Annotated in this window: 26 protein-coding genes; 18 read left to right on the forward strand and 8 right to left on the reverse strand. The window is 62.1% G+C overall.

Annotation, left to right across the window (positions count from 1 at the left end; genetic code table 11):
• Positions 1–57 precede the first annotated feature (57 nt).
• The gene (locus QF047_RS09680; protein WP_306633445.1) at positions 58–783 is read right to left on the reverse strand and encodes a beta-ketoacyl-ACP reductase; all 726 of its coding nucleotides are present in this window, start codon (positions 781–783) and stop codon (positions 58–60) included.
• A gap of 153 nt (positions 784–936) precedes the next feature.
• Here QF047_RS09680 and QF047_RS09685 point away from each other — a divergent pair, with 153 nt between their 5' ends.
• The 4 genes from QF047_RS09685 (at position 937) to QF047_RS09700 (ending at position 3,020) form a co-directional block, all read left to right on the forward strand.
• Positions 937–1,368, forward strand: coding sequence for a DUF3099 domain-containing protein (locus tag QF047_RS09685; RefSeq protein WP_306633443.1), 432 nt, complete (start codon positions 937–939; stop codon positions 1,366–1,368).
• Positions 1,365–1,634 carry a hypothetical protein gene (locus QF047_RS09690; RefSeq protein WP_307276113.1) on the forward strand — a complete coding sequence of 90 codons (270 nt, stop codon included), beginning with the start codon at positions 1,365–1,367 and terminating at the stop codon, positions 1,632–1,634. The genes QF047_RS09685 and QF047_RS09690 overlap by 4 nt, the downstream gene beginning before the upstream one ends.
• Positions 1,635–2,510 carry an SURF1 family protein gene (locus tag QF047_RS09695; protein WP_307276117.1) on the forward strand — a complete coding sequence of 292 codons (876 nt, stop codon included), beginning with the start codon at positions 1,635–1,637 and terminating at the stop codon, positions 2,508–2,510.
• A gap of 72 nt (positions 2,511–2,582) precedes the next feature.
• Complete coding sequence (locus tag QF047_RS09700; RefSeq protein WP_307276120.1) at positions 2,583–3,020, forward strand: VOC family protein; 438 nt, start codon at positions 2,583–2,585, stop codon at positions 3,018–3,020.
• 4 nt (positions 3,021–3,024) lie between these two features.
• On the opposite strand, the gene QF047_RS09705 is transcribed toward QF047_RS09700, so the two are convergent.
• Entirely contained in the window at positions 3,025–4,623 is a 1,599-nt protein-coding gene (locus QF047_RS09705) for an ABC-F family ATP-binding cassette domain-containing protein (protein WP_306633435.1), read from the reverse strand.
• A 357-nt stretch (positions 4,624–4,980) separates the two neighbouring features.
• Between QF047_RS09705 and QF047_RS09710 the strand changes: the two genes are divergently transcribed.
• From QF047_RS09710 to QF047_RS09745, 9 genes are all read left to right on the forward strand, one after another.
• Complete coding sequence (locus QF047_RS09710) at positions 4,981–5,664, forward strand: hypothetical protein (RefSeq protein WP_307276125.1); 684 nt, start codon at positions 4,981–4,983, stop codon at positions 5,662–5,664.
• Entirely contained in the window at positions 5,661–8,003 is a 2,343-nt protein-coding gene (locus tag QF047_RS09715; protein WP_307276129.1) for a multicopper oxidase domain-containing protein, read from the forward strand. The genes QF047_RS09710 and QF047_RS09715 overlap by 4 nt, the downstream gene beginning before the upstream one ends.
• A gap of 29 nt (positions 8,004–8,032) precedes the next feature.
• Positions 8,033–8,455, forward strand: coding sequence for an alternative ribosome rescue aminoacyl-tRNA hydrolase ArfB (gene arfB / locus QF047_RS09720; RefSeq protein WP_306633429.1), 423 nt, complete (start codon positions 8,033–8,035; stop codon positions 8,453–8,455).
• An 83-nt stretch (positions 8,456–8,538) separates the two neighbouring features.
• Positions 8,539–8,697: a hypothetical protein gene (locus tag QF047_RS09725; RefSeq protein ID WP_307276133.1), complete on the forward strand. Its 159-nt coding sequence runs from the start codon at positions 8,539–8,541 to the stop codon at positions 8,695–8,697.
• A gap of 81 nt (positions 8,698–8,778) precedes the next feature.
• Entirely contained in the window at positions 8,779–9,843 is a 1,065-nt protein-coding gene (locus QF047_RS09730) for a spore photoproduct lyase family protein (RefSeq protein ID WP_307276136.1), read from the forward strand.
• 34 nt (positions 9,844–9,877) lie between these two features.
• Positions 9,878–10,711, forward strand: a complete 834-nt coding sequence (locus QF047_RS09735) for a hypothetical protein (RefSeq protein WP_307276139.1) — start codon at positions 9,878–9,880, stop codon at positions 10,709–10,711.
• A gap of 261 nt (positions 10,712–10,972) precedes the next feature.
• Complete coding sequence (locus QF047_RS22330) at positions 10,973–11,209, forward strand: SHOCT domain-containing protein (RefSeq protein ID WP_373427760.1); 237 nt, start codon at positions 10,973–10,975, stop codon at positions 11,207–11,209.
• Positions 11,124–11,411 (forward strand): NmrA family NAD(P)-binding protein, encoded by a 288-nt coding sequence (locus QF047_RS09740; RefSeq protein ID WP_307276141.1) that lies wholly within the window; start codon positions 11,124–11,126, stop codon positions 11,409–11,411. The genes QF047_RS22330 and QF047_RS09740 overlap by 86 nt, the downstream gene beginning before the upstream one ends.
• A gap of 275 nt (positions 11,412–11,686) precedes the next feature.
• Positions 11,687–12,394: a hypothetical protein gene (locus QF047_RS09745; protein WP_307276144.1), complete on the forward strand. Its 708-nt coding sequence runs from the start codon at positions 11,687–11,689 to the stop codon at positions 12,392–12,394.
• 185 nt (positions 12,395–12,579) lie between these two features.
• Here the strand turns inward: QF047_RS09745 and QF047_RS09750 are convergent, their stop codons facing one another.
• The 4 genes from QF047_RS09750 to QF047_RS09765 form a co-directional block, all read right to left on the reverse strand.
• Positions 12,580–12,966 (reverse strand): hypothetical protein, encoded by a 387-nt coding sequence (locus QF047_RS09750; RefSeq protein WP_307276147.1) that lies wholly within the window; start codon positions 12,964–12,966, stop codon positions 12,580–12,582.
• Positions 12,967–13,009: 43 nt separating this feature from the next.
• Complete coding sequence (locus tag QF047_RS09755; protein WP_307276150.1) at positions 13,010–13,177, reverse strand: hypothetical protein; 168 nt, start codon at positions 13,175–13,177, stop codon at positions 13,010–13,012.
• Positions 13,178–13,248: 71 nt separating this feature from the next.
• A complete protein-coding gene (locus QF047_RS09760; protein ID WP_307276153.1) occupies positions 13,249–13,899 on the reverse strand; it encodes a response regulator transcription factor in 651 nt (216 codons plus the stop codon).
• Entirely contained in the window at positions 13,896–15,737 is a 1,842-nt protein-coding gene (locus QF047_RS09765; RefSeq protein WP_307276156.1) for a sensor histidine kinase, read from the reverse strand. Before QF047_RS09765 ends, QF047_RS09760 begins: the two co-directional genes overlap by 4 nt.
• A 191-nt stretch (positions 15,738–15,928) precedes the next feature.
• Here QF047_RS09765 and QF047_RS09770 point away from each other — a divergent pair, with 191 nt between their 5' ends.
• From QF047_RS09770 to QF047_RS09790, 5 genes are all read left to right on the forward strand, one after another.
• On the forward strand, positions 15,929–16,603 hold the full coding sequence (locus QF047_RS09770; protein WP_307276159.1) for a hypothetical protein: 675 nt from the start codon (positions 15,929–15,931) through the stop codon (positions 16,601–16,603).
• A gap of 41 nt (positions 16,604–16,644) precedes the next feature.
• On the forward strand, positions 16,645–17,241 hold the full coding sequence (locus QF047_RS09775) for a hypothetical protein (RefSeq protein WP_307276162.1): 597 nt from the start codon (positions 16,645–16,647) through the stop codon (positions 17,239–17,241).
• Positions 17,242–17,606: 365 nt separating this feature from the next.
• Positions 17,607–18,323 carry an RNA polymerase sigma factor gene (locus QF047_RS09780; protein WP_307276165.1) on the forward strand — a complete coding sequence of 239 codons (717 nt, stop codon included), beginning with the start codon at positions 17,607–17,609 and terminating at the stop codon, positions 18,321–18,323.
• A gap of 104 nt (positions 18,324–18,427) precedes the next feature.
• Positions 18,428–19,009, forward strand: a complete 582-nt coding sequence (locus QF047_RS09785) for a hypothetical protein (RefSeq protein WP_307276168.1) — start codon at positions 18,428–18,430, stop codon at positions 19,007–19,009.
• Positions 19,010–19,374: 365 nt separating this feature from the next.
• Positions 19,375–19,674, forward strand: a complete 300-nt coding sequence (locus QF047_RS09790; protein ID WP_307276170.1) for a hypothetical protein — start codon at positions 19,375–19,377, stop codon at positions 19,672–19,674.
• A gap of 1,307 nt (positions 19,675–20,981) precedes the next feature.
• Here QF047_RS09790 and QF047_RS09795 read toward each other — a convergent pair.
• Both QF047_RS09795 and QF047_RS09800 read right to left on the reverse strand, forming a co-directional pair.
• Positions 20,982–21,449 (reverse strand): DUF6278 family protein, encoded by a 468-nt coding sequence (locus tag QF047_RS09795; protein WP_307276173.1) that lies wholly within the window; start codon positions 21,447–21,449, stop codon positions 20,982–20,984.
• 88 nt (positions 21,450–21,537) lie between these two features.
• Positions 21,538–22,086: a DUF2199 domain-containing protein gene (locus QF047_RS09800; RefSeq protein ID WP_307276176.1), complete on the reverse strand. Its 549-nt coding sequence runs from the start codon at positions 22,084–22,086 to the stop codon at positions 21,538–21,540.
• Positions 22,087–22,480 lie beyond the last annotated feature (394 nt).

The following is a 22,480-nucleotide window of genomic DNA, read 5'->3' on the forward strand; positions in this document are numbered from 1 at the left end:
GGTGATTCGCTTGTGTGACTCCCACAAAGAAGCACCGCACCCGGTGTGCTGAAAAGGTCAGTGGCCCATGCCCAGGCCGCCGTCCACGGGGATGACAGCGCCCGAGATGTAGGCTGCCTCGTCGCTGGAGATCCAGCGGACCACGTTGGCAACTTCGGAGGCTTCGGCAAAACGGCGGGCGGGGATGCTGGCCAGGTAGTCCTTCTGGGTTGCTTCCGGAAGCTCTGCTGTCATGTCCGTATTGATGAAGCCCGGCGCCACCACGTTGGCGGTGATGCCGCGCGAACCCAGCTCGCGGGTCAGCGAACGGGCGATTCCCACCAGGCCCGCCTTGGAAGCTGAGTAGTTGATCTGCCCGGGCGCGCCGTACAGGCCCGACACGGAGGAAATCAGGACAACACGGCCCTTACGAAGGCGGATCATGCCCTTGGACGCGCGCTTGATCACCCGGAAGGCGCCCGTGAGGTTGGTGTCGATGACAGAGGTGAAGTCGTCTTCACTCATGCGCAGGAGCAGGGTGTCCTTGGTGATGCCGGCGTTCGCGATGAGGACCTCCACAGGGCCATGGGCAGCTTCCACTTCCTTGAATGCGGCGTCCACGGAGGCCTCATCAGTGACATCGGCCTTGACGCCCAGGATTCCCTCCGGCAGCTTCGATTCGCTTCGGTACGTCACGGCCACCTTGTCGCCATTGGCCAGGAACGCTTCCGCAATCGCGAGTCCAATGCCGCGGTTTCCACCTGTGATCAGGACGCTGCGGGGGGCGGTGGCTGCTTCAGTCATGTAGAGGCTCCGGTATTCTGCGGCATGGTGCACCGCGGTAGAAGAGGGTGTTTTGGCTGACTTTGATCTTAGCGTCCCGCCCCGGCAAGGGTTTGGGCGCCACTGCCGATGGTGAGAGAATTGATGCAAGCCTTTGGAGCGTGATCATTCACCGTGACCCTTGAAAACCATGCGGGACAATCCGCGCCCGGAGAACCAGGCCGGTTCTCCGGCGACTCGGAAGTCCACAGCATCACGGATGCTGCTGAAGCGCATTCCGAGGACATGCGCCAACGGATGATCAAGTACGCGCTCGCCATGGGCATCCGCATGGTGTGCCTGATCATGATCTTCGTGGTGGATGGCTGGCTTAAGATCTTGATGGTTGCCGGGGCGGTCTTCCTGCCGTGGATAGCGGTGGTCATCGCGAACGGCAGCGACAAGGCGGAGGGGCACAGCGACCTGCTGCTGGACTCCGCGCCGCTGGCGGAGCTCGAGAGCCCGCCTGCTCCTTCCGCCGATCAGCACGGCAACGAGGTCCTGCAGGGCGAGCTCATCAACGAGGACGACGAAACACCAACCGGGCAGGAGCGGAAGGCATCATGAGTATTTTCGACTTCGCCGCGGGAACCGGCCCCGCGATGGGCGAATCTGCTGCTGTCTGCTCCCGCAAGGCGTGCCGGTCCCAGGCTTCGTGGCAGCTTCTGTGGAACAACCCGAAGATCCATACCCCCGAGCGCCGCAAGACGTGGCTTGCTTGTGGAGACCACCGCGAGTGGCTTGAGGATTACCTTCAAACACGTGGCCTGTGGAAGGAAACCGTGCCGCTTCAGGACAGCCGGGTATCCGGTGCCCTGGAGCAGGACAGCTGAATGTACCGTTTCCTCTTTTCCAGCAAATGGCTGGGTTATCTCCTGCTGGCCGCGATCTTCGCCACCGCCTGCGTTTTCCTGGGGCGCTGGCAGATGGACCGCCGCGCCGAAACCCTGGCCGAGATCAACCGGGTGGTGACCAACTACTCGGCAACGCCTGTCCCCTTTGCAGGTGTCCGGGAAGATTTCGATCAGCTCGACCCGGGCAAGGAGTGGACGCAGGTGGAGCTGAAAGGCTCGTACCTCCCAGACGGGCAGCGCATCGTCCGGAACCGGCCGTTGAATGGCCAGCCGGGCTACGAAGTGGTTGTGCCGTTCCGGCTGGCCACTGGCGAAACCGTGATTGTTGACCGGGGGTGGCTGCCCATCGGCAACAACAATCCCGGCAGCCCCGATTCGGTGCCGGCACCTCCCGCGGGTGAGGTGACCGTCGTCGTGCGCTTAAAGCATCCTGAGCCTGCACTTCAGCGCGGTGCGCCGGAGGGGCAGCTGGCGTCCATCGATCTCACCGCCTACTCTGCAGAGCTCGGGTACCCCCTGCTGACCGGGGCATACGGCCAGCTCGCGTCCGAGACGCCGCCGGCAGCGGAGATGCCGCTGCCGTTTCCGAAGCCTTCCACCGAGGAAGGCACCCACCTTTCCTACTCACTTCAGTGGTTCGCGTTCGGCGTGCTGATGTTCGTGGGCTTCGGCTATGCCGCCCGCCAGCAGGCACGTAACGCGGCGATTGATGCGGAGGACGACGACGGATTGCCAGACGGCCTGCGCCATTCGGCTGCCGCGGCAGCCCGCCGTCGTCCGCCCGTGCCCAAAAAGCGGAAGAAGGCGACGGCCGAGGAAGAGGAAGACGCCCTCCTGGACGCCCAGGGGTACTGATTTGTGCTGCGTGTACCGTTCAGTCCAGGACCGGCACTGGAGCTAACCGGTCCGCCTTGGTAGCTTCAACGCATGCCCATCAAACTTGAGAACGTCGGAATCGCGGTCCGCGACCTCGAAGCAACCATCGCTTTTTTCACCGACCTCGGGCTCACGGTCGTCGGCCGTGACACGGTCAGCGGCGAGTGGACCGACACTGCCGTGGGGCTGGATGGGAACCACGCCAAGATTGCGATGCTGCAGACGCCGGACGGCCATGGCCAGCTTGAGCTCTTCGAATACATCCACCCGAAAGCCAACGAGTCGAACCCGACCCGGCCGAACGACATCGGCATGCACCGGGTGGCCTTCTCGGTGGACGACATCGATGAGGCCCTTGAGATAGCTGCCAGGCACGGATGCCGTCCGCTGCGCGGCGTGGCGACCTACGGCGACGTTTACAAACTCACGTACCTCCGCGGTCCCAGCGGAATCCTCGTGATGCTCGCCCAGAAACTGAAGGAAGACTGATTCCCTAAGCCAGCGTGATGAGGTCCAGGTAGTCTTCGTTCCAGTGGTCTTCGACGCCGTCGGGCAGCAGGACGACGCGCTCGGGGTTGAGGGCCTCGACTGCCCCTTCGTCGTGGCTGACCAGGACGACGGCGCCGCTGTAGTTCTTCAGTGCGCCCAGGATCTCGGCGCGGCTGGCGGGGTCCAGGTTGTTGGTGGGCTCGTCCAGGAGCAGCACGTTGGCGCTGGAGGCCACGATCGTGGCCAGCGCCAGGCGGGTCTTCTCGCCGCCGGAGAGCACGCCGGCAGGCTTTTCCACGTCGTCACCGGAGAACAGGAACGAGCCAAGAATGCCGCGCACCTCTGCGTCCTTCATGTCGGGAGCAGCAGAGCGCATGTTTTCCAGGACGGTGCGGTCGACGTCGAGCGTCTCGTGCTCCTGGGCGTAGTAGCCCACCTTGAGCCCGTGCCCGGCAATAACGTCACCGGTGTCCGGCTTGTCCACGCCGGCCAGCATCCGCAGCAGGGTGGTCTTGCCGGCGCCGTTGAGGCCGAGGATGACTACCTTGGAACCGCGGTCGATGGCGAGGTCCACATCGGTGAAGATCTCCAGGGAGCCGTACGACTTGCTGAGGCCTTCGGCCGTGAGCGGTGTCCTGCCGCAGGGCGACGGATCCGGGAAGCGCAGCGCGGCCACGCGGTCCTGCTCGCGGACTGCTTCGAGCCCGCTGAGGAGGCGCTCGGCGCGCTTGGCCATGTTCTGTGCGGCGACGGCTTTGGTGGCCTTCGCGCGCATCTTGTTGGCCTGGTCAAACAGGACCTGGGCTTTCTTTTCGGCGTTGGCACGTTCGCGTTTGCGGGCCCGCTCGTCAGTTTCGCGCTGGGTGAGGTAGCGCTTCCAGTCCATGTTGTAGAAGTCGATCTGCGCCCGGTTCGCGTCAAGGAGGAAGACCTTGTTGACCGTGGCTTCGAGCAGCTCGGTATCGTGGCTGATCACGATGAGGCCGCCCTGATGGTTTTTCAGGAAGTCGCGCAGCCAGGCGATGGAATCGGCGTCGAGGTGGTTGGTGGGCTCGTCAAGGAGCATGGTCTCGGCGTCGGAGTAAAGGATTCTTGCCAGCTCAACACGTCGGCGCTGGCCACCGGACAGGGTTTTGAGGGGCTGGTTCAAGAGGCGGTCCGGCAGAGCCAGGTTGGAGCAGATTGCGGCGGCCTCGGCTTCGGCAGCGTAGCCGCCGGCCGCCAGGAACTCGGACTCGAGCCGGTCATAGCGGTTCATCGCCTTGCGCTGTACCGCGGCGTCCTCGCTCGCCATCTCTTCATGGGCCAGGCGGAGTTTGCCGACGGCGATGTCCAGGCCGCGGACGGACAGGATGCGGTCACGGGCCAACTGCTCCATATCCGGGGTGCGCGGGTCCTGCGGCAGGTAACCGATCTCACCGCTGCGGGTCACCTTGCCGGCAGCGGGCAGGCCCTCCCCTGCAAGAACACGGGTGAGCGTGGTCTTGCCGGCTCCGTTGCGGCCCACCAGGCCGATCTTGTCTCCCTTGTCGATGCGGAAGCTCACCTGGTCCATCAGGAGCCGGGCGCCGGCACGCAGTTCAAGATCCTGGACAGTAATCACAGCAGGTAGAGCCTTTCACAGCAGGGATAAGCCGCAGCCCGGAGCGTCTGTGGCGGGCGTGGGCGGCAATGGCCGGAGAACGGCCCATCCAAGTCTACCGTCCGCAGCAACGGCACTGAACCGCACGCGCCCAGCTGCCTGCCCGGCTCAGGGTAGGAAGAACCTCGGGGCCGCTGATGGCCATGCCAAGAATTTCCCAAGCCCGGTCGCCAGGCTTGCACGCAGTCAAGGGCCCAAGTGGCGCATGGACAAAACAGGGCCGGCAGGACAGCGGAAGGGGCGGCCGGTCTGCTTCCAAGGTTTCCGCAGGTGGCTGTTAGCAGGATGAGCCAAATCCTGAATCGTATAGGAGGCTACATGAATACCCACACAAACCAGTTCACCGAACGAGGCCTAAGCCGGCGCCAATTTGGATTGGTACTGAGCGGCGGTGCTTTCCTGCTGCTGGCCGGAGGCACCTACGGCGTCGTCGGGCGAAGTTTGCAGAACGCCACCACGAGCGTGGCCACGGCTTTTGGGTCCCTCACCGTTGTTCGGGCAGGACGCCTTGCCCGCCTCGATGGCCACGGCCAACCGGCTTTCAAGACCCTGGCAGCCGCTGCTTCCTACATGGACACCGGCGGGGCCCTGGGCCGTGGCACACAGGTTCGGCGGGTCAGTGCTGGGGAAGAGCTTGACCCAGATGGGCATGGCCATGACGGCGGGACATTGGAGGACCCGGCGTCGCCCGAACCAGTGAACCGCACCTGGCCCCACGTGGTGCTGCTGGAAGTGCGACTTCAGAACACTGGGCCACGGCCTGTGCTTTTCAGCCCGGGGCAGCTTCGGCTAAGGCTCAACCCGTCAGCGATCACCATCACGCCGCGGGACTCCGACCGGAACCCCGGCCCCATCGCACCGCAGGCTTTAGAGCACATCCTGATCAGCTACCTGGTCCCACGCGACTTGCAGGACCTGGAGCTGGACTACTCAGACGAGCAGCAGGACACGGGCTACCGGTTGGCCTTGCCGCCCTTCACGATGAACGAGGCCCGGTCATGAACATTTTGGACATCCATATCAATGAAGGTTACAAAGCGATGGTGGACGGCTCCTTGGTCTACCACCGGGGCTTCGGCGAGCGCCCCGGCACGGTGTCCGACGTCGACGCGCCGCTGTCCATGAGCCCTCACGTCTTCACTGCGGCCGGAGAAGTGGTGGCCAGCCGGACCTATCCGCTTAACGCCCCGCCGCCGCCACTCGGCAGGCCGGCACCGCTCGACAAAGACCCGGACAATCCGGGCGAGTATTTGGCCAGGAGGGGATATTGGGCCAGCTATTTCCCGGACCGGACGCTCATCGCCGAGACAGGAAGCGTCATCCGGATCAGGGTGCACAACCATCTTGCGCAGCCCCACGAACTCCGGTTCCATACCGCTGGCCCATCCCGCGGGGATGAAAGCACCCGCCCCATCGCTCCGGGAGCTTCGTATCTCCTTGAGTTCGGGGCACCGCCGCCTGGGACCTACCTGTTCTCGGACCCGGGGAACAAACCAGTGGAACGAACCCTTGGACTCTACGGAGCGCTTGTGGTCATAGACCCGGCCAACGCCTGGCGGCTCTTCCCCGGCGGGACCGAGTTCGAGCGCCAGTGGCTGTGGCTGTGCCACGACGTGGATCCGGTCTGGGCCCGAATCGCCGCACGGGGCCAGACGGTCAACCCCGCCTCTACGCCCGCGGTGCCCCGGTACTTCACCATCAACGGGTACTCGGGCTTCCAGTCCCTTGCAGTTACCACTAATGAAGAATTCAATGAGCGACGGGAGCAGGATACGTTACCGTCTGGCCTCCCGCGCGAAACCGACGTCCGGAACTTCAGCGCTTCTCCGCGCGAGGGTGCCATCCGCACCGGCCAGCTGATGAGGATGGTCAACGCGGGCGTCGTGGACCACCAGCTTCATTACCACGGCAACCACGTCTGGACCGTGCGGGTTAACGGCGATGATTTTCCCCGCGAAGGCGGATCCGTAAACCCGGACGGCGATGTCGTTCTACAGCACTGGGAGGACACTGTTCAGCTGACCCCATTGGACCGCAAGGAATCACTGCTTCCGGTCCGGCGTCCACCGGATGTGGTGGATGACGTGTGGGACGCCCGGGCTGCGGACTGGAGGTATCCGATGCACTGCCACGCGGAGCCCTCCCAGACGGCTGCCGGCGGTCTATACCCCGGCGGTCTGGTCGCCGACTGGGTTCTCGCCGAGGACCCGATCCCTGAGTCGGGCCTGCCGGAGACGGTGGAAGACGGGCACCACAAATACCGGAGCCAGGTGGAGTTCGCCTCGGATCAACCTCACGAGGGTAGCCCGGAGACGGAGTTCCTCCAGCGCCCGGACCTGAGCATGGAGTTCGACTTCTTTAACAAGACGCTGAAGATTCCGAACGGGCCTGAAATCGAATTCTGGAGTTTCGAGAGCGGCAAGTCAGGGCGGGGGCTTCCCGCGCCATTATTGCGGCTGACGGAGGGCAAGCTGTTTCACGGGACCATCAAACCCAGCAAGAGGGTCCACACGATCCACTGGCACGGTATCGAGCCCGACCCCCGGAACGACGGCGTAGGCCACACCTCCTATGAAGTCTCCGGGCACTACACCTACCAATGGAGAACAGACGTAGGCGTAATCGGGAACCCCAACCGGGGCTCCGCGGGAACCTATTTCTATCACTGCCATGTCAACACACCCCTGCACGTGCAAATGGGAATGTTCGGGCCAATTATCATCGATCCTCCGGTCAGCGACCCCCCACCCACACGTGGAATGCGCCGTCACTCCGTAGGGGGTCCGCTGTACGACATTGCGACCGAGACACTGATCGCTCCCTATTCCATCGACCCCCGGTGGCACGAACTGAATCACGCAGCCGGCTTGTCCGGGGACGATGCCGGGCTCAACCGCTTCGAGCCCAAACACTTCCTTCTTTTAGGCGGGACGGTAGCCAACCGACCCACCGGGGACAGGATATGGGCGGTCAGCTCGATGCGCGCGAATGTCGTGAGGGAGGGCGTCGCGCCCACACTCGTCCGCATGGTGAACGTGGACTACTTTCCCACCCGTACCCGGTTCCTCGACTCGAAGGGCGAACCGGCGGAAATCGCCGAACTTATCGCCCACGATGGCCGCCCCTTCTGGAACACCCCGGCCCCTGACGGGCCGGCGGTCCACCCCTCGCTGGCCGGCCAGCCGCTGCTGACCAGCGTCCTCAGGTCCGGCGCAGCCGAGAAGTTTGACTTCCTGTTGCGCCCACCGGCGAAGGGAACGTACAAAATCGCGATCGATTTCCTGCACTGGGTCACGGGCGAGGTCCAGGCGACACGGACCGTGACTGTTGACGCTTCTTGAAGCATCCAGATCCATGCAACGCTGGTTGCATGGATCTGGAAGTGTCGCTCGAGCTAACGATTCCCGGAGCGGAACTTCGCTGGCGGTTCTCGCGCTCGTCCGGGCCGGGCGGTCAACACGTCAACACCTCGGACAGCCGCGTGGAACTCTCGTGGAACGTGAGCGACTCGTTGGCGCTTTCAGACAGCCAACGGCTGACCCTGCTCGCGCGTCTCGAACCGCGCCTCATCGCCGGGGTGATCACTGTGGCCGCCTCCGGGCGACGCTCGCAGCTGCGCAATCGCGAAGCCGCCCTCGCCAAGCTCGCCGACCTTGTCGCAGCAGGCCTTGCCCCGGATCCGCCCCGCCGCAAAGCGACCAAACCTACCCGGGGATCGAATCGTCGCCGCCTCACCGCCAAGAAAGAGCGGTCAACCACGAAACAGCAACGGAAGCGGCCTGCCGCCGAGTAGCGTGCCCTTGGGCGCAGCGCCATGAGTCAGACCATGTGCTTGGTCTGATTTTCGAACACCGGATCCATGTCCAGGGACGGCCCGTGTTCCAGGACTTGTATGAAAACTTCGACGACGCCCGCGGGGTGTACACGATTCAGATGCAGGTGCGGAACCGCTCCTCGGATTTCTCTTTCGATACCGTGGCGAGTTCACCTGCACCTTTCCCGCTCTTTCCGCTGGAGCAGTCCCCGGGCACCTGAAGCCAGTACGGGAAGAAAGCCGCGAATAGGCCGTGGGCTTAACCGCCGGGGACCACTTCGGCGGCTTGGGAGAATGGACTCATGGAATTCAACCGGCTGCTGCAGATCCGGCGCATCTATGCGCAGCCTGCCGCGCTGGAACTTCCCCGGGGCAAGGAGATCATCGAACGCTGGCCGGACGCCGAAGTGGTGCTGGTTGAGAACCATTGGAACATCCCGGAGGTGCACGGTGATGAAGCGAATGTCCCGCGCTGGTCCCGGATCAAAACTGAGGCGCTGGTCCTCGGGGTCAAGAAGGCACTGACGGTCAAGCCGAACGGCAGGTCCGCGGATTTCATTGCGCCCTCCACCGCGAACGGCTGCGCCATGGCATGTGCCTACTGCTACGTGCCCCGGCACAAGGGGTACAGCAACCCGGTAACGGTCTTCGCGAACATCGACCAGATTGCCGGCACCCTTGAACGGCACGCCACCCGCCAGGGCATGAAGCTTGAGCCCAACCAGTGCGACCCGGAGCTTTGGGTCTACGACATCGGTGAAAACAGTGATTGCTCCGTCGATGCCCTCATCAGCGACAACGTGGAAGATCTCGTCACGCTCTTCCGCGATTTGCCCACCGCCAAGCTGTCCTTTGCCACCAAGTATGTGAACCCCGCAATGCTCGACTGGGACCACGGCGGCCACACCAGGATCCGTTTTTCCCTCATGCCTGCGGACCTGGCGAAATCGATTGATGTCCGAACCTCGGCGGTGGCCCAACGAATAGCTGCCATCAACGACTTCGTTGATGCCGGGTACGAGGTCCATGTGAACTTCTCCCCCGTCGTCATTACTGACACCTGGCTGATGGACTGGGAGGTGCTGCTGCGCCAACTCGACGCCACCCTGACCCCCGCCGCCAAGGCCCAGCTCGCGGCTGAGGTCATCTTCCTGACCCACAACGACCGGCTGCACGAGGTCAACCTGGGGTGGCACCCGCAGGCCGAGCAGGTCCTGTGGCGTCCGGACCTCCAGGAATCGAAGGTCTCCTCCAACGGTTTCAACAATGTCCGCTACCGTTCGGGCAGCAAGGCCCGCTACGTGCGGCAGCTGACCGCCCTTATTGAGCAGATTACCCCGTACTGCCGCATCCGCTACGCCTTCTGACGGCATACCCCCGCCGCGCTAAACTGGGTTGATCATGATCGGTGCCCGTACCCGTCTTCTGGCCTGGCTCATTGTCCTGGCGGGCTTCGTCGCGGGCTGCACTCCCACGGTTGGTCTTGACGGCGCCGTCACCCAGCAACCGAGCGTGACGTCTTCGGCCCCTGCAGCCGCGGACGGCGCCGCAGTGGCTCCCCAGCAAGCGCCGTCACCCACTTCGACGCCGGTTTCCACCCCACCTCCGGTCGCTCCGCCACCCCCGGTCCCCCAGCCGTTCGCCGTCGACCTTTACCAGGAGGGGGACTTCGTCCCGCAGTACACGTTCGACTGGTGTGTTGCCGCGAGCATCCAGATCGCGCATAACCTCGTTGACGACACCGGAGGCGGCAGCTGGAGCGATTCCGGCCAGCAGGGTGAGCTCTGGGAGATGGCCCGGGCGCGGTCCTCCAACTCGTTCAACGGTGCCAACCCGTTTGGTTGGGCGCAGGTCCTCACCGAGGTTGGGATGGGCCCGTATACCGTAGTGAGCATTGCGGATTACGGGGACGCGCTGGAGACGGCGGCACGGGCGATGACCGAGACGGGCCGGCCCGTTGGGCTGGTCATGTGGAGCGGCCGCCACGCATGGGTGATGAGCGGGTTCGAGTCGGTGGGTGATCCTACCCAGTTCCAGGAGTTTTCCGTCACGGGCATTCGCGTGCAGGATCCCCTCTACCCCTACGGAAGCGGGCAATGGGGTCCTTCGCCCGAGCCCAACACCCTGCTCACTCCGGAGCAGTTGGCCACCCAGTTCGTGATCCGCGAGCCTCGGCGCTGGAGCAGTGACCTGCCGACGGGCTACCTGCTGGTGTTGCCGCAAGCCCAGGCGTGACCGGCGGACGCAAGCATTTAATAACCCCATGAACGGATAAGTTCGCATTGTCTTTCGAGGAAGGCACCATGTTCAAGGCTTAGGCGCGGGTCTATTCTTCAACACATGAACGATCACGCGGTTTCGGGCGGCGGGTATTTGTTTGAGTTCAGAGGGAAGCGGCCCCTTCGCGGAACAGCACGATGGGTAACCGGGGCCGGGCTGGCTGGTGCCGGAGTGGCTGTGGCGGTCATAGGAACCGCTTCACATTCCTTTCTCTCCATGCCCCTGGGAATTGCCGTAGCAGTTCTCGGCGCTGTCCTGCTTGTTTTGCATGCGGCTACCAGGAGCCACTCAAAACCTGGCTCTGCTCCAGCCCGGACCCGGCGGCATCGCATCCAGGAAAACGTCAAGGAATCTCTAGCTTCGGAGCTTGCCCTCCTGGCAGAACTACATGCGCAGGGCGCTCTCACCCCGGAAGAGTTTGTGGCCGCCAAACGCCGCGTTCTCGGTATCTGAGCGGACGCTCCCCGAGCACCGCGGGAGATCCCGGCGCTGGATCATCCGCGCCACGGGAAGCATCGGCCGCTACGCCGTCGCCGAAGCGCTTCGCCAGGGCCACACGCTCCGGGCTCTCGTGCGTGACCAGGCCAGAGCTGCCCGCGTGCTCCCCGGCGCGGTAGACCTTGGCACCGGGGCGGAGTTCGGAGGCTGGCGTTGATCCCACAGCAGCTGCCGATGAGCGGGCACTGGTGATGGCCGAGATCCCTACTGTTCGGACTTAGATGCCGATAATCGGTGGGTCCTGCCGGACCGGTGTAGTGCGGGCGCTCCTAGGACAGTCCTCCACCTGCTGCGATGATGTCGGGGTCTGCTCCGGCGAAACGTTCCGGGTGACTCCAGCCACCCCAAGGCTTCTTCTGTTTTCAGTCGGTGCTTAGACTGCGAAAAACCTGTGGACATTTGGTCGGGCGGAACCTACCATGGGCCATGCCCGTGACCGGCCGATCCATCACTGCGGCGGTGCTGCTCATCATTGGGGCAGGACTGGCGCTGCTGGGTGTGCTGGTTCACTACGGATTCATGAGGGTGTACGGCGATGTCACCGGCACCGCCTTCGACGGACTCATATGGGGGTTGACGGCGGGACCGTCCAGATTGGCGCTTCTTCTGGTCGCGGTCTTCGCGGTCATCGGTTTCATGCTCTCGACAAGACGATGGATGCGGCTGACAGCCGCGGCCATTCCTGTCCTCATGCTGACCGGGATGTTCGCTGTCACCCCCCTGGCGCTGGGACAGCGGCTTGAGAAGCAGTACGTTTCATCTCCACAATGCGTGACCGAGGGCACGGATGAGCCCATGGCCGCCGCGGATCGTGAGGCCCAGCAGGTGTTCGATTCCATCAGCCACATCGGCCAGTTCAACGGCGGCGGCATGAGTGGTGTGGGCGGCTGTACACGCTGGTTCAAGCTCTCAGGAGACGTCGACGTTTTGCAGCACTATCGCGCAACGCTGCCGGCGGCCGGCTGGGAAGTGCTCGAGGATGACGGGCACCATCTGCGGGCGCACCTCAATGGCAGGGCGTTCGATGTGATGCCCTGCCCAGGGGGCGGTGTCATCTGGGCAGGAAGCGACGACGACCCCTCATACGGAGAGGGAAGGCCTGAACTGGCCAGCACTCAAATTTGTCCACACGACCTCTAGAGCCAACATTTTGAGGTCCCATGGGAAAGGGCGACAGTCCTTAAGCACCACTCGGTTCCTACGACGGCTCTCGGCATTGTAAGCCGGTCCTTCACCGCTCGAGCTCGAGCTGGAGTAGCAGTGAGGACGGCGCTACGCGGTGCAGTGCATTTATCCCGCACGCCGAGAATGTACGCATTGGTGCCTTATCCGTACATCAGGCTGAAGCCGGAAGCGTTGCAGTCGGTACACCCGTTCTTCTCGACCCAGTCGGCCATCCGGTTGCCCCGCAGCGTGATGAACTTCAGCGAGGCCTCTCGAACCTTGACGTACTCGTCCTTCATGGTCGGGACGCCGGGGCGCTTAAAGTTCTCGTCCTCCTCCAGGAAGAAGTCGATCTTTCCCTCCGGCGTGACGAGGTCCTGGAGGTGGAAGAACTCCACGAACTGCTTGAATGTGCAGAAGAGTTCGAAGAAGTCCGCGTAGTTAGTGGTGACATCGGCGAGGGGACTGCCTGGCTCCTCGGCGTAATGGCGCCGGATGCATTCCAGGGTCAGGTCCATCCGGTCCGCGATCCGTAATCTCGTTCCCATGGCGGTGTTTAAGGTGGGCCGGTGTATTTTTTGACGGGCCAAGTCATTGCACTGCCGATCGTTTACGGCGGGTTGAAATAGCGGCCTTCTGCTCTTCGCTCAACTCCGCCTTAGCCTCGACCAAGGCCCTCGGCTTCCCCCACTTGGTGTAGGAGTTCGTGATGGCGTCACTGCCGAACGTGAACCTTTTGTCCCGGGTCTGCTCGAACATCAGGTAGTTCTTGCGACGCTCCTTCGGCTCTGCCGGGACCTGCAGTTTGAACAGATCCCCGTCGCGGGTGGTTACCGGCCCATCAATCCGCTTTCATAAGCAAGCAAAACGGCATGAACGCGGTCACGAAGACCGAGTTTGGCCAGGACCCGTGTGACGTGGGTTTTCACCGTAGCTTCTCCCATATACAGTTTTGAGGCAATTTCGGAATTTGTTAGGCCAAGTGCCATAGCCTGGAAGACGTCCATTTCCCTCTGGGTTAGGACGCGGAGCACCGGTGGTATGCCAGCCGGAACCGGCGGGCGGTGAACGTAGGAGTCAATCAGGCGTCTGGTGACGGTGGGTGCGAACATATGTTCTCCGCCGTGGCATGCCCGGATCGCTGCTGCGAGCATCTCCGGCGGGGTGGTTTTGAGCAGGAACCCACTGGCCCCGGCCTGCAGCGCGGCAAAAACATACTCATCAAGGTCGAATATCGTCAGGATGAGAACCTTGGCCTGAGGGCGGGCCGCAGCAACCCTGCGTACCCCTTCAATGCCGTCGGTACCGGGCATCTGGATATCCATGAGAACGACATCGGCAGCTTCGGTTCCTGCCACCCTCGCAGCGGCTGCACCGTCTCCTGCCTCTCCCACCACCTCGATGTCCGGCTCCGCGATCAAGATGGCGCGCAGCCCGCCCCGGACCAGGGCCTGGTCATCGGCAATCACCACTCGGATCATGGCAGGGTTACGTCCGGGACAGGGAAGTAGGCCGTGACGGTGAAGGACCCGCCGGTGTTGTTCACCGTAAGTGAGCCACCCAAGCTTTCCACGCGTTCCCGAATGCCCGCCAGACCGAAGCCTGTACTGCCGCCTGCTGCAGCCAGGCGGGGCAGGTCGTTAGTTACGGTGATGACGATACTTTTATCATGGTTGCTGACATTCACCGTTGCCCTTGTCCCGGGGGCATGCCGGGCAACGTTGGTGAGGGCCTCCTGTACGGTGCGGTGGATGGTGCGCGCCAATTCATCGGGTACCGTGAAGGCGTCGCCCGCGAGATCAACATTCAGTCCAGCTGTGCGCATCCGTACTGTCAGTTCTTCCAGAGTCTCCGCGGAGGCAGCCGCCAAACCCGGGGAACCAATGGCGCCGGCGTCGAGGACCCTGAACAGCTCGGCAAGTTCAGCCAACGCGTGTTCGCCGGCGGATTCCACATTCGCCAAGGCGCTCCTGGCCGCTTGCGGATCCCTGGTATGCAGGGCCTGTGCGGCGGAAGCCTGCAGGACCATTACTCCCACCGCATGGCTTGTGACGTCATGAAGCTCCCGCGCAATGCGCAACCGCTCCAAGCGGACGGCCCGGTCGATATTGCCGTGCAGATCAGCGGCCAAGGCATTCCCTTGGGCTTGGGCGCTGCGTCGGTCCCGGTCCCTGGTGCTCCATTCCTGTCCGGCCAGTGCCGGCATGACGAACATGCCGAGCACCAGGGGAACGGAGCCCGGCTGGTCCATGTACATCCGCCAGAGAACGGCAGCCAAAAGGACGCACAGCCCTGCCCAGCCTGACCACTGACGTGCGGCAGCCACGGACCAGGCCAGCACGGTAAAGGTAATCATTGGGCCCAGCGTAAAGCCGTATATGAAAGGCAGTCCGAGGGTGGTGCTCATCGTTATAAGCGCTGCCACGGCCAGGCAGGCAACCGCGGGGTTGCGCCGTCGAAATGCCAGCGGAAGGGGAAGTGCCGCCGGAAGGATCCACGCCAGGGCGTTTCCGGGGGGCGGCCCTGTCAGGACAGCTTCCAGAAAGGACAGAAAACCGGCCCCGGCTGCTGTCAATGCATCCGCCCGCCACGGCGATGGCCGCCGGTTTTGCTGCCCGGCCGGCGGCACAGCCGGGCTTGTCCTGAGCAGGCCCAGAAGCCACCTCAGCTCCGTCACGGCTGCACGGCCCCGGTCCGCTATCCTTCCGATCAGGTCAGGATCCAGGTTTCGGGCCGCGGCAGCAGCATCGTTGTTCATCTGCTCGACCGAAGACCGAATGACGGATAGGACTTGCCCTCCCAGACGTCCGCGTTCATCCGCAATGGCTTCTTGGGCCATGGCGGCGGAATCCGCTCTCGCAAACGACGCGGCTGCGGTCTGGGCGCGTTCGGCCGCAAGCGCCCGCCGGCGCACGACGCGTCCGAAGACGAACGGCCCGCCGAACAACAGGCAGACGTAGATAACCGTCTGCAGATCGTGAACTGAACCAGCCATCGAGGAGTAAAGAAAGACCGCGCCTACCAGCAGGCCGCGCGAGCCCGCTGTGACGTAACGGGCCAGAAAGTAGGACGTAGCCAGGAATGGCGCCAGGCCCGCGGGATTTTCCTCGGATGAATACAGCATGGTGCCCGCTAACTGCAGGGCCGCGATCACCAGCGCCGCCAGTATGGTGAACCGGCAGATAAACAGCAAAGCGGCAGCCGTGGCCGCAGCCAGCACCAACCCCCAGGGAGCGACTTGAACCAGCCAAGCCGCCATCCAGACACCGCAGACAAGGGCAGCGATCCATTCGCTCGGGCTGGGCCGGACTAGCCTCATGGTCCGAGCTTAGGCCTTAACCACAGCGGGTGCGTCCACCCGGAGGGGGAGCCGGGTCCATCGTTGGTAGGAGAGATAAACACTTCGATGGTGGACGCTCCCGGTGCGCCGCGGGCGATGCCTGAAGCAGGCCGCGGGAGCAGGCTGGAAGACAGACGGCGGATCGACCGCCGATCCATGAGGAGTTGATCATGAAACTGCTTCCAATCGCTGCGGTGTCCGCTGCGGCAGGGTTGTCCGTCCTGGCATTATCGGACGCAGTGCGGAACGCCCTCGCACCATCCGGAACCGCACCGTGGGATCCCGCCGATGGACCTGAATTAATTCTCCGCGGCATCATCCTGCTGCACGCAGTCGTGTACCTGCTGCTTGCAGCGGTCCTGACCGCCTATCGGCGGCAGATCGACGGCGACAGCAGGGCGCTGCCCTGGCTCCGAAAGATCCTGGCAGCCTGTTATTTGATTCTCGGACTTCCCTTCTGCTGGGCCGGACTTTTTGCACCCCACACGGATTTCGATGCGGTGGGATGGGTTTCGATGGTGATATTTGTGGCTTTCCTAGGTTCGTTTGTTGCCCCCATCCCCTTGGGGCTGCTGCTGCTTAGGCACCATCGAATGCAGCTTTCAGGGTGGTTACTGGCCTCACCGGTCATCATTTTTCCGCTGACCATCGTGCTTGACTCGATATCCAGATGGGGGCACCCGGCCTACCTGGAAAGCGTGGTCAACCTCGGGACAGCGCTGCTTGGTGTTGCCGCAGTATCGGCACACGGGACCGGCCACGGCAAGCCTGCCGCCGCTAATGCAGTCTCCGCGCAGGGCAAGATATCCTCACGGCTGCATTTCCTCCGTTCCAGTCGCCTGTAAATGGCTCCCCCAGCTGGATTCTGTTTCGGAAGGGGTCAGCGATGAAGAGTACCTTGAGACTCTCTGCAACTTCAGCCCTTCAAAGCATGCGGCTGGAGTACCGAACCAGGCTGTTGTCAGCTCTTGCCTTCGGCCACGTCGTCCTTATCCCTGTGTCGCTGGCGTGGCTCACAGATTTAGGGCCGGAAAGTAGCCAGGCGGATCAACTTTGGGGGAACCTTCCCGTCTTGTGCGGATTGCTCCTCTTTGTTCTAATCCCCTCCCCCGTGTTGAAGCCCGCGTGCACATTATCGGAAGACCACAGGCCCCCTTTCCAATATGCCGTCAGGACAGGGGTCCTTCCTCTCGCAAGTCTCTTCAGCGATTGGACAACCGAACTCACGGACTGGCGGTGCGGCCTCGAAAAATTACTCGACGCCCTTCCAGCCGCGATCCTTATCTCCGCTGGAAGCCCTGTTTACGCAGCTGCAGTCATTCCCGTTAACTCCGCATACTTCCTCACCTGCGCCGCTACATCCGGTTTCCTGGGCATAGTCCTCATAGAGTGGTTGAAGGCTCGGTTCAGAAACGTCTGTTCACTTGAGGAACAGCTCAAACTCCAGAGGAAGCACTTGGCGAAGTCTGTCACGCATCTGTAGATCCAAGATGCCATCAAGCCAACCACCTGTGCGTGCTTTCCAAACCCAGGCACCTCGGCAAAGGATCCTTATAAAAGACGGCATGAGCAGGTCGTCAATGCCCTCGAAGTCTGTGACATTCGGTGCTATTTGGCGGGGTTTGTGATCCCAAAATGGCGCGTAGAACCACCAAGGGGCGAGGCCCTTGCCTAGTCCCTGTGTCGTATCCCTAGGGTTTCAAGGCGCAGGGGTTTCGAGACACCGAACCGGCTAGACAAGGAGACGACGGCCCTCTGACCTTCCAGAATGCGGGACCCGTATTTTCCTGGTTCGAAGTTTTTTCGCTTCAGTGAAACCTTTTTGGGCTTTGCCGGACACTAAAGGGCATGGGGAACAACGGAGACAACGAAGAGGGGTTGTGGCAACAGAGCCTTCTGGGCCAGGGCGACGCCTTTGGCGCCCTGTATGACCGGCATCGCGACAGGGTTTTCCGCCACGCGTACCGGCTGTGCGGGAACCACCACGATGCTGAAGACATCATGGCTACCTCCTTCCTTGAGCTCTGGCGGCGGCGAAAGAAGGTCCGGGTCGTCGAAGGATCGATTCTTCCGTGGCTGCTGGTTACGACCACGAACATGGCTCGCAACAGCACCCGCACAGCGCTCCGCTACCAACGCCTCCTAAGCGCCCTTCCCAGGACCGAGGACCTCAGCGACCCAACAGCAGATTCTTACCGCTCTTACCAGGACACTCTTGACCAGGATCTTGCACGGGCGCTGACTACCTTGACGACCGAGGACCTGCACCTGGTCGCCCTGGTCGTTTTCGAGGAGTACACCATCGCTGCTACCGCCGCCGTCCTGGGTCTTAGCCCTGCTGCAGCGAAATCACGGATACATCGCGCGCGCCAGCGGCTCAGAGCCGCCCTCGACGGTGATGCATCAACTAACCCGCCCACCGCTCCAACCCCGGTGTTGGAAGGAGAAGACATGAACCAGTTTCACGTCGATGACCTGTTCAGTGATGCCCTTCGGGCAGAACTGGTCTCCCAGGTCAAGAAGGTATCCCAGTCGCGAAACGGACGCGTACCAGGCTATGGCTAGGTACCGGTGCGCTGACCGGAGCGGGACTGCTTGGCATCGGAACGGCCGCGGCAGGGCTTTTCGTCATCCCTGGAGGCGAAAAAGTAACACCATTGGCCTCGCCCGTGACCACAACTTACACCGGCACAGCAACCGTTGAGCTGGGCACTCCTCCCGAGGGGACCACGGGGATTCAAATGGAGCTTAGATGCCTCACGCCAAGCTGGTTTGAGTTTCCCGACGGCGCGGCGGCCAGCTGCTCGGAGGAGGATGTGGCGAACCCCAGACTGGGCTGGAGCGGCTACACCATCGGCCTTGCCCCCGGCCAGGACAGTGTCACGATCAAGACCGACCCCGAGGCCCGCTGGCAGCTCACCGCCGAGTATGTAAAGCAGGAACGGACTCCCCTGGGTGTCAATGCCAAGGGTGAGACCTATGGCGTCGAAAGCCAGGAGAACGGGACTCCCGACCTGATCGCGGTGATAGCCACCAACGGGCAATCCGGATACGCCTACGCAAGGGACCTGTACGGCGGACCCATGCCGACCAGCCCCGAAGACGCCGCCCAAAACTTCAGTAGCCCGCGCCCTCCCCGCGAGATCCCTGTCTTCCAAAGCGACGGAGAAACCCAGATAGGCGTTTTCACGGCTGCCGGCTCCGGCGGAGGGATACCCTCCTACCCAACACGAGGTGCCCCGCCAGGGTGACCAGATCATTCGCTCGTATCCCTGCACTCCGCCGCATTATGCCCGTTCCCGATCCGCCCCGAGAGCGCCATCCGTGAGTGCGGGTACGCACCCTATATCCTTCGATCAGCGTCCACTTATAAGGGAACACAATGAAACGCATTCGGTTGTGGCGATGCCTGGTTCCATCACTAGTTCTCACCATGCTGCTTACATCATGCGGCGATAAGGTGACGGGCGGACCGGGAACCGCGGAACCCACGGCGAATGCCACTAGCCCAATCCCTGGTTCTACGAGTAGCCCGGTTCCAGCCGGTGGTCCCTTCGCGTGCGTTGACTGGGTCCGGTTCGAGACCCCTCAGGAGCAATACGACAACGCCGGCCTGGTGCTCATCGGTGAGTCCATAAGCCGGGCCGGCGAAACCAGCATTTACGGTCACATGGCCACGACCCACCTTATAGAAGTTGAGCAGGTACTCAAAGGGGATCCCGGAGATGGGAACCTCCAGGTCACCTCCACGCCCCCGACCTGCACTGTGGAAGGGTCCTACCCGTACGGCGATCCGCTCGATACAGCTGAAAGAGTCATCATTTTTGCCTCCAAGCAGGGCGACGAGTGGTTCACCATAACGCCAGCACAAGGAGTCTTGACCTTCCCCAAGGGTGCAGAGCTTCCCTTTCACTAGTGTGAGTCTCGCGTTCCACGGCAAAGGATCGGAATTCACTCTCTCACCGAACCCTCATCGGACGATGAGTGTTCGCCGAGGACCACTTGCACCGGCTTGAATCTGAAAGGTCCACCACACTCGCGTCCGAAGGGGTATTCGCCGGTGGATTCCGTTTCTATGGGCAGGGCACTCGTTAGGCGATTTCCCGAGGTAGTGCTGGCATCCACATATATCGAGGTGACGCTGACAGGCGGAGTCAGGTAGGGCGGGGATTGCGGCACTAGCCATTTACCTTCCGCGTTTTTCACAACCTGTTCAGGAGTGCAGCCCCCGCCGAAACAAGCTGAAACCGATTCCGGAGGGGTGGAGAAGATTAGTTCCACGTCACCCACAAAGGCCCAACCCATTGCTGGACATGCTCGGTCTGCGCCTGCAATGCTGCCGACCATGAGGGCACATCTGCAAGCAGAAGTGCTCCCCGAGGCTTCATAGTGGGAGCCTACGCCGTCGATCAGTCACAGCCTTGCTCTTGAGCTCTTTCGACTGCGGGCAGCCGCCTCGGCCTTGCGGAAATGACTGTTGAATCGAGGCGTGATGGCGGTTCCTCGGTCTCGTTTGAGGAACCCTTTACGGGACACCCTGTCAGGGTGGTCATGCAGACACCCTGCAAGCCCGCTTCAGACGTGTGTGGGCAGCGTGCGTATGGTGTTTGCATGGCAAAGACTCCTGGCGTCCTTCTCGTTCCGTGTGCGGAATCTGTGGTGGCCTTTATTGATCGCGTTGTCACTTTAGATTGGCCCACTGGCATCGAGGATCTAGGCGACTACTTTCCCAGGCTGGGCCTCCACCCAGCCGCGGGACATTCACGGGATTTCGAGTCTCCAGAAGTCCTAAGAGGGGATTTACGTAGTCCCGACCTAGCTGCGTCTGCCGCTTCCTGGATGTCCCACAAAGGCGAGCTCTTCAGCATCAACCTTTTTCTTTACGAAGATTCTTCCCCCAGCGGAGCCGCAGCCGTGACGGCGTACCCTTCGATTTATGAGCGGCTTCAAGCACGATATGGTCCGCCGGCCGATGCAACCGCCCTCCCGTCGGGGCTGGCGTCGTCTCTCTGGAAAGTGAGCGGCACCGGCATAGAGATGTACTGCCACATCGACCCTGCACCCACACTGCAGCTAGGGCTCAGCCACATTGCCCGAAACGCAGCTTACGAAGCACGCCCAACATCATGAACGAATCCGCCTCGTAGAGGGAACCCTCCACGGGACAATCTTTGTTTGAGGTCAGTAGTTGGTGACTTTCAGCGATAGATGCAGCGGCGTGTCTCAGGTGCCTCGAAGCCTCTCTTGGTCAATGACGTCGAGTGCGTGGTCGTAATTCATCGCGAGGGTCGGCAATCCCACGTCAAGCCGTCGTTGAGCCACATGGATAACCGAAACGCTTGTGTTCCTGCTTATCCGGACCATTGGGAATTCGACAACTTCCCAGTGGGCGCCGGGGATGGTGTGAGTGAGAACGTCTCCGTAGAACATGCCTATCGCCGTAGTGAGTTCCTTTAGGCTTCTCTTGGTCTCCGGGTTGTCAATCAATGAATCAATTACGACGAGGCCCTCGCGGGAGCGGGGAAGGTTCACCTCTATGCCGCGGCAGTAGTCGAGGAGCTCGTCGTAGCCCCCCACGTTTGTAGGCGGAGGCGAGGGCTTATCGGTAGCAGGCTTGTACTCGGCGTATTTCCGGGCCATTCCAGGAGGCAGTGATTGAAGCGGCTCCTCGATCTCGTTCCTGTCAGGCATGCCGTCATGCTACCCGTCATCTTCAGAGTTGCACCGCCCGTAAGCCGATCGCTCACCGGACAACATCGGAACTTTACTGGCGTGGAACCTAGCCCATTACCGCGTTATTGATTTCAGCCAACCGATGCAACGAGATTCCGGTCGCCTGTTCTCTAACCAAGGGGTGGGCAGTGGACGGATCGAGCTGAATGTAGGGAACCACTCCTGGCTCCCGATTGTGCACATGCGTCGCAATGGAGGTCGTTGACTGGTCGTAGGGCAACTCGTTGCATAGCCAACCGAACACCGGGGGCATCGCGGCCCGTGCCGGGTCATCCCAATGGTCCGCAATCTTTTGGATACTTTCTTGACTGAGCGAGACCCAGGCAGACCAGCTAAAGACATCACCAGGGACATCAATAAGAGGGATCTCAATGTGCCCTCTAAGGAAGTAATGCCATTCCCCTTGGACTTCGAGCACGCACATGTCGTCGGTCAGTTCGCCGGCTTCGCGTTCGGTTGCAGTGGCATGCGCCCAAACATCCGGAGCCTGAGCTCCGAAAACCCTCGCGAGCCCTCGATGCCGCTGTCCGCAGGTGCCGCATTTCCATCCGAATCCGCTCCGGCCAACCATTGATTCCCCCATTTTCGCGATCACTTTGGCTTCCCGAAGCCTACCTGTGAAGGATCTCCTTCCTCATGTCCGTTGGAGGATCCCCTTGCGGAGACCCTTTGAACGTTTACTGCCAGGGATTCCCTGGCACTGCGAGCCCATCGTATGGTCATTCCAAGCCGCTAATTGAGACGCGGACACTGATCGCAGAACGGGGACTGCAGATGGCACCTTTCGCTCCCAGCTACGGAGGAGTGGGACTTGACCCCGTACTCGTAGTGGCCTTCTCCGCAGTCCTGCTGTTGATTCTTGGAATTTCCGCGCTCGTGATCATGAGGCGACGTAAAAAATAGCTGGATCCGTGTTTGTCGGATGCGGCGAGGGCGGGAAATCCCAACGAGATAGATAAGCGTGCAGTGGGGGATCCTCAACCGGGTGG

Source organism: Arthrobacter sp. W4I7, from assembly GCF_030816215.1.
GTDB classification, from domain to species: Bacteria; Actinomycetota; Actinomycetes; order Actinomycetales; family Micrococcaceae; genus Arthrobacter; species Arthrobacter siccitolerans_A.

Coding starts and splice junctions, on each gene's coding strand:
- QF047_RS09695 (WP_307276117.1), top strand. CDS start 1,635: ATGTACCGTTTCCTCTTTTCCAGCAAATGGCTGGGTTATCTCCTGCTG.
- QF047_RS09775 (WP_307276162.1), top strand. CDS start 16,645: ATGAAGAGTACCTTGAGACTCTCTGCAACTTCAGCCCTTCAAAGCATG.
- QF047_RS09730 (WP_307276136.1), top strand. CDS start 8,779: ATGGAATTCAACCGGCTGCTGCAGATCCGGCGCATCTATGCGCAGCCT.
- QF047_RS09755 (WP_307276150.1), bottom strand. CDS start 13,177: ATGTTCGAGCAGACCCGGGACAAAAGGTTCACGTTCGGCAGTGACGCC.
- QF047_RS09690 (WP_307276113.1), top strand. CDS start 1,365: ATGAGTATTTTCGACTTCGCCGCGGGAACCGGCCCCGCGATGGGCGAA.
- QF047_RS09700 (WP_307276120.1), top strand. CDS start 2,583: ATGCCCATCAAACTTGAGAACGTCGGAATCGCGGTCCGCGACCTCGAA.
- QF047_RS09680 (WP_306633445.1), bottom strand. CDS start 783: ATGACTGAAGCAGCCACCGCCCCCCGCAGCGTCCTGATCACAGGTGGA.
- QF047_RS09750 (WP_307276147.1), bottom strand. CDS start 12,966: ATGGGAACGAGATTACGGATCGCGGACCGGATGGACCTGACCCTGGAA.
- QF047_RS09710 (WP_307276125.1), top strand. CDS start 4,981: ATGAATACCCACACAAACCAGTTCACCGAACGAGGCCTAAGCCGGCGC.
- QF047_RS09780 (WP_307276165.1), top strand. CDS start 17,607: ATGGGGAACAACGGAGACAACGAAGAGGGGTTGTGGCAACAGAGCCTT.
- QF047_RS09735 (WP_307276139.1), top strand. CDS start 9,878: ATGATCGGTGCCCGTACCCGTCTTCTGGCCTGGCTCATTGTCCTGGCG.
- QF047_RS09760 (WP_307276153.1), bottom strand. CDS start 13,899: ATGATCCGAGTGGTGATTGCCGATGACCAGGCCCTGGTCCGGGGCGGG.
- QF047_RS09770 (WP_307276159.1), top strand. CDS start 15,929: ATGAAACTGCTTCCAATCGCTGCGGTGTCCGCTGCGGCAGGGTTGTCC.
- QF047_RS22330 (WP_373427760.1), top strand. CDS start 10,973: ATGCCCCTGGGAATTGCCGTAGCAGTTCTCGGCGCTGTCCTGCTTGTT.
- QF047_RS09715 (WP_307276129.1), top strand. CDS start 5,661: ATGAACATTTTGGACATCCATATCAATGAAGGTTACAAAGCGATGGTG.
- QF047_RS09765 (WP_307276156.1), bottom strand. CDS start 15,737: ATGAGGCTAGTCCGGCCCAGCCCGAGCGAATGGATCGCTGCCCTTGTC.
- QF047_RS09795 (WP_307276173.1), bottom strand. CDS start 21,449: ATGCCTGACAGGAACGAGATCGAGGAGCCGCTTCAATCACTGCCTCCT.
- arfB (WP_306633429.1), top strand. CDS start 8,033: ATGGATCTGGAAGTGTCGCTCGAGCTAACGATTCCCGGAGCGGAACTT.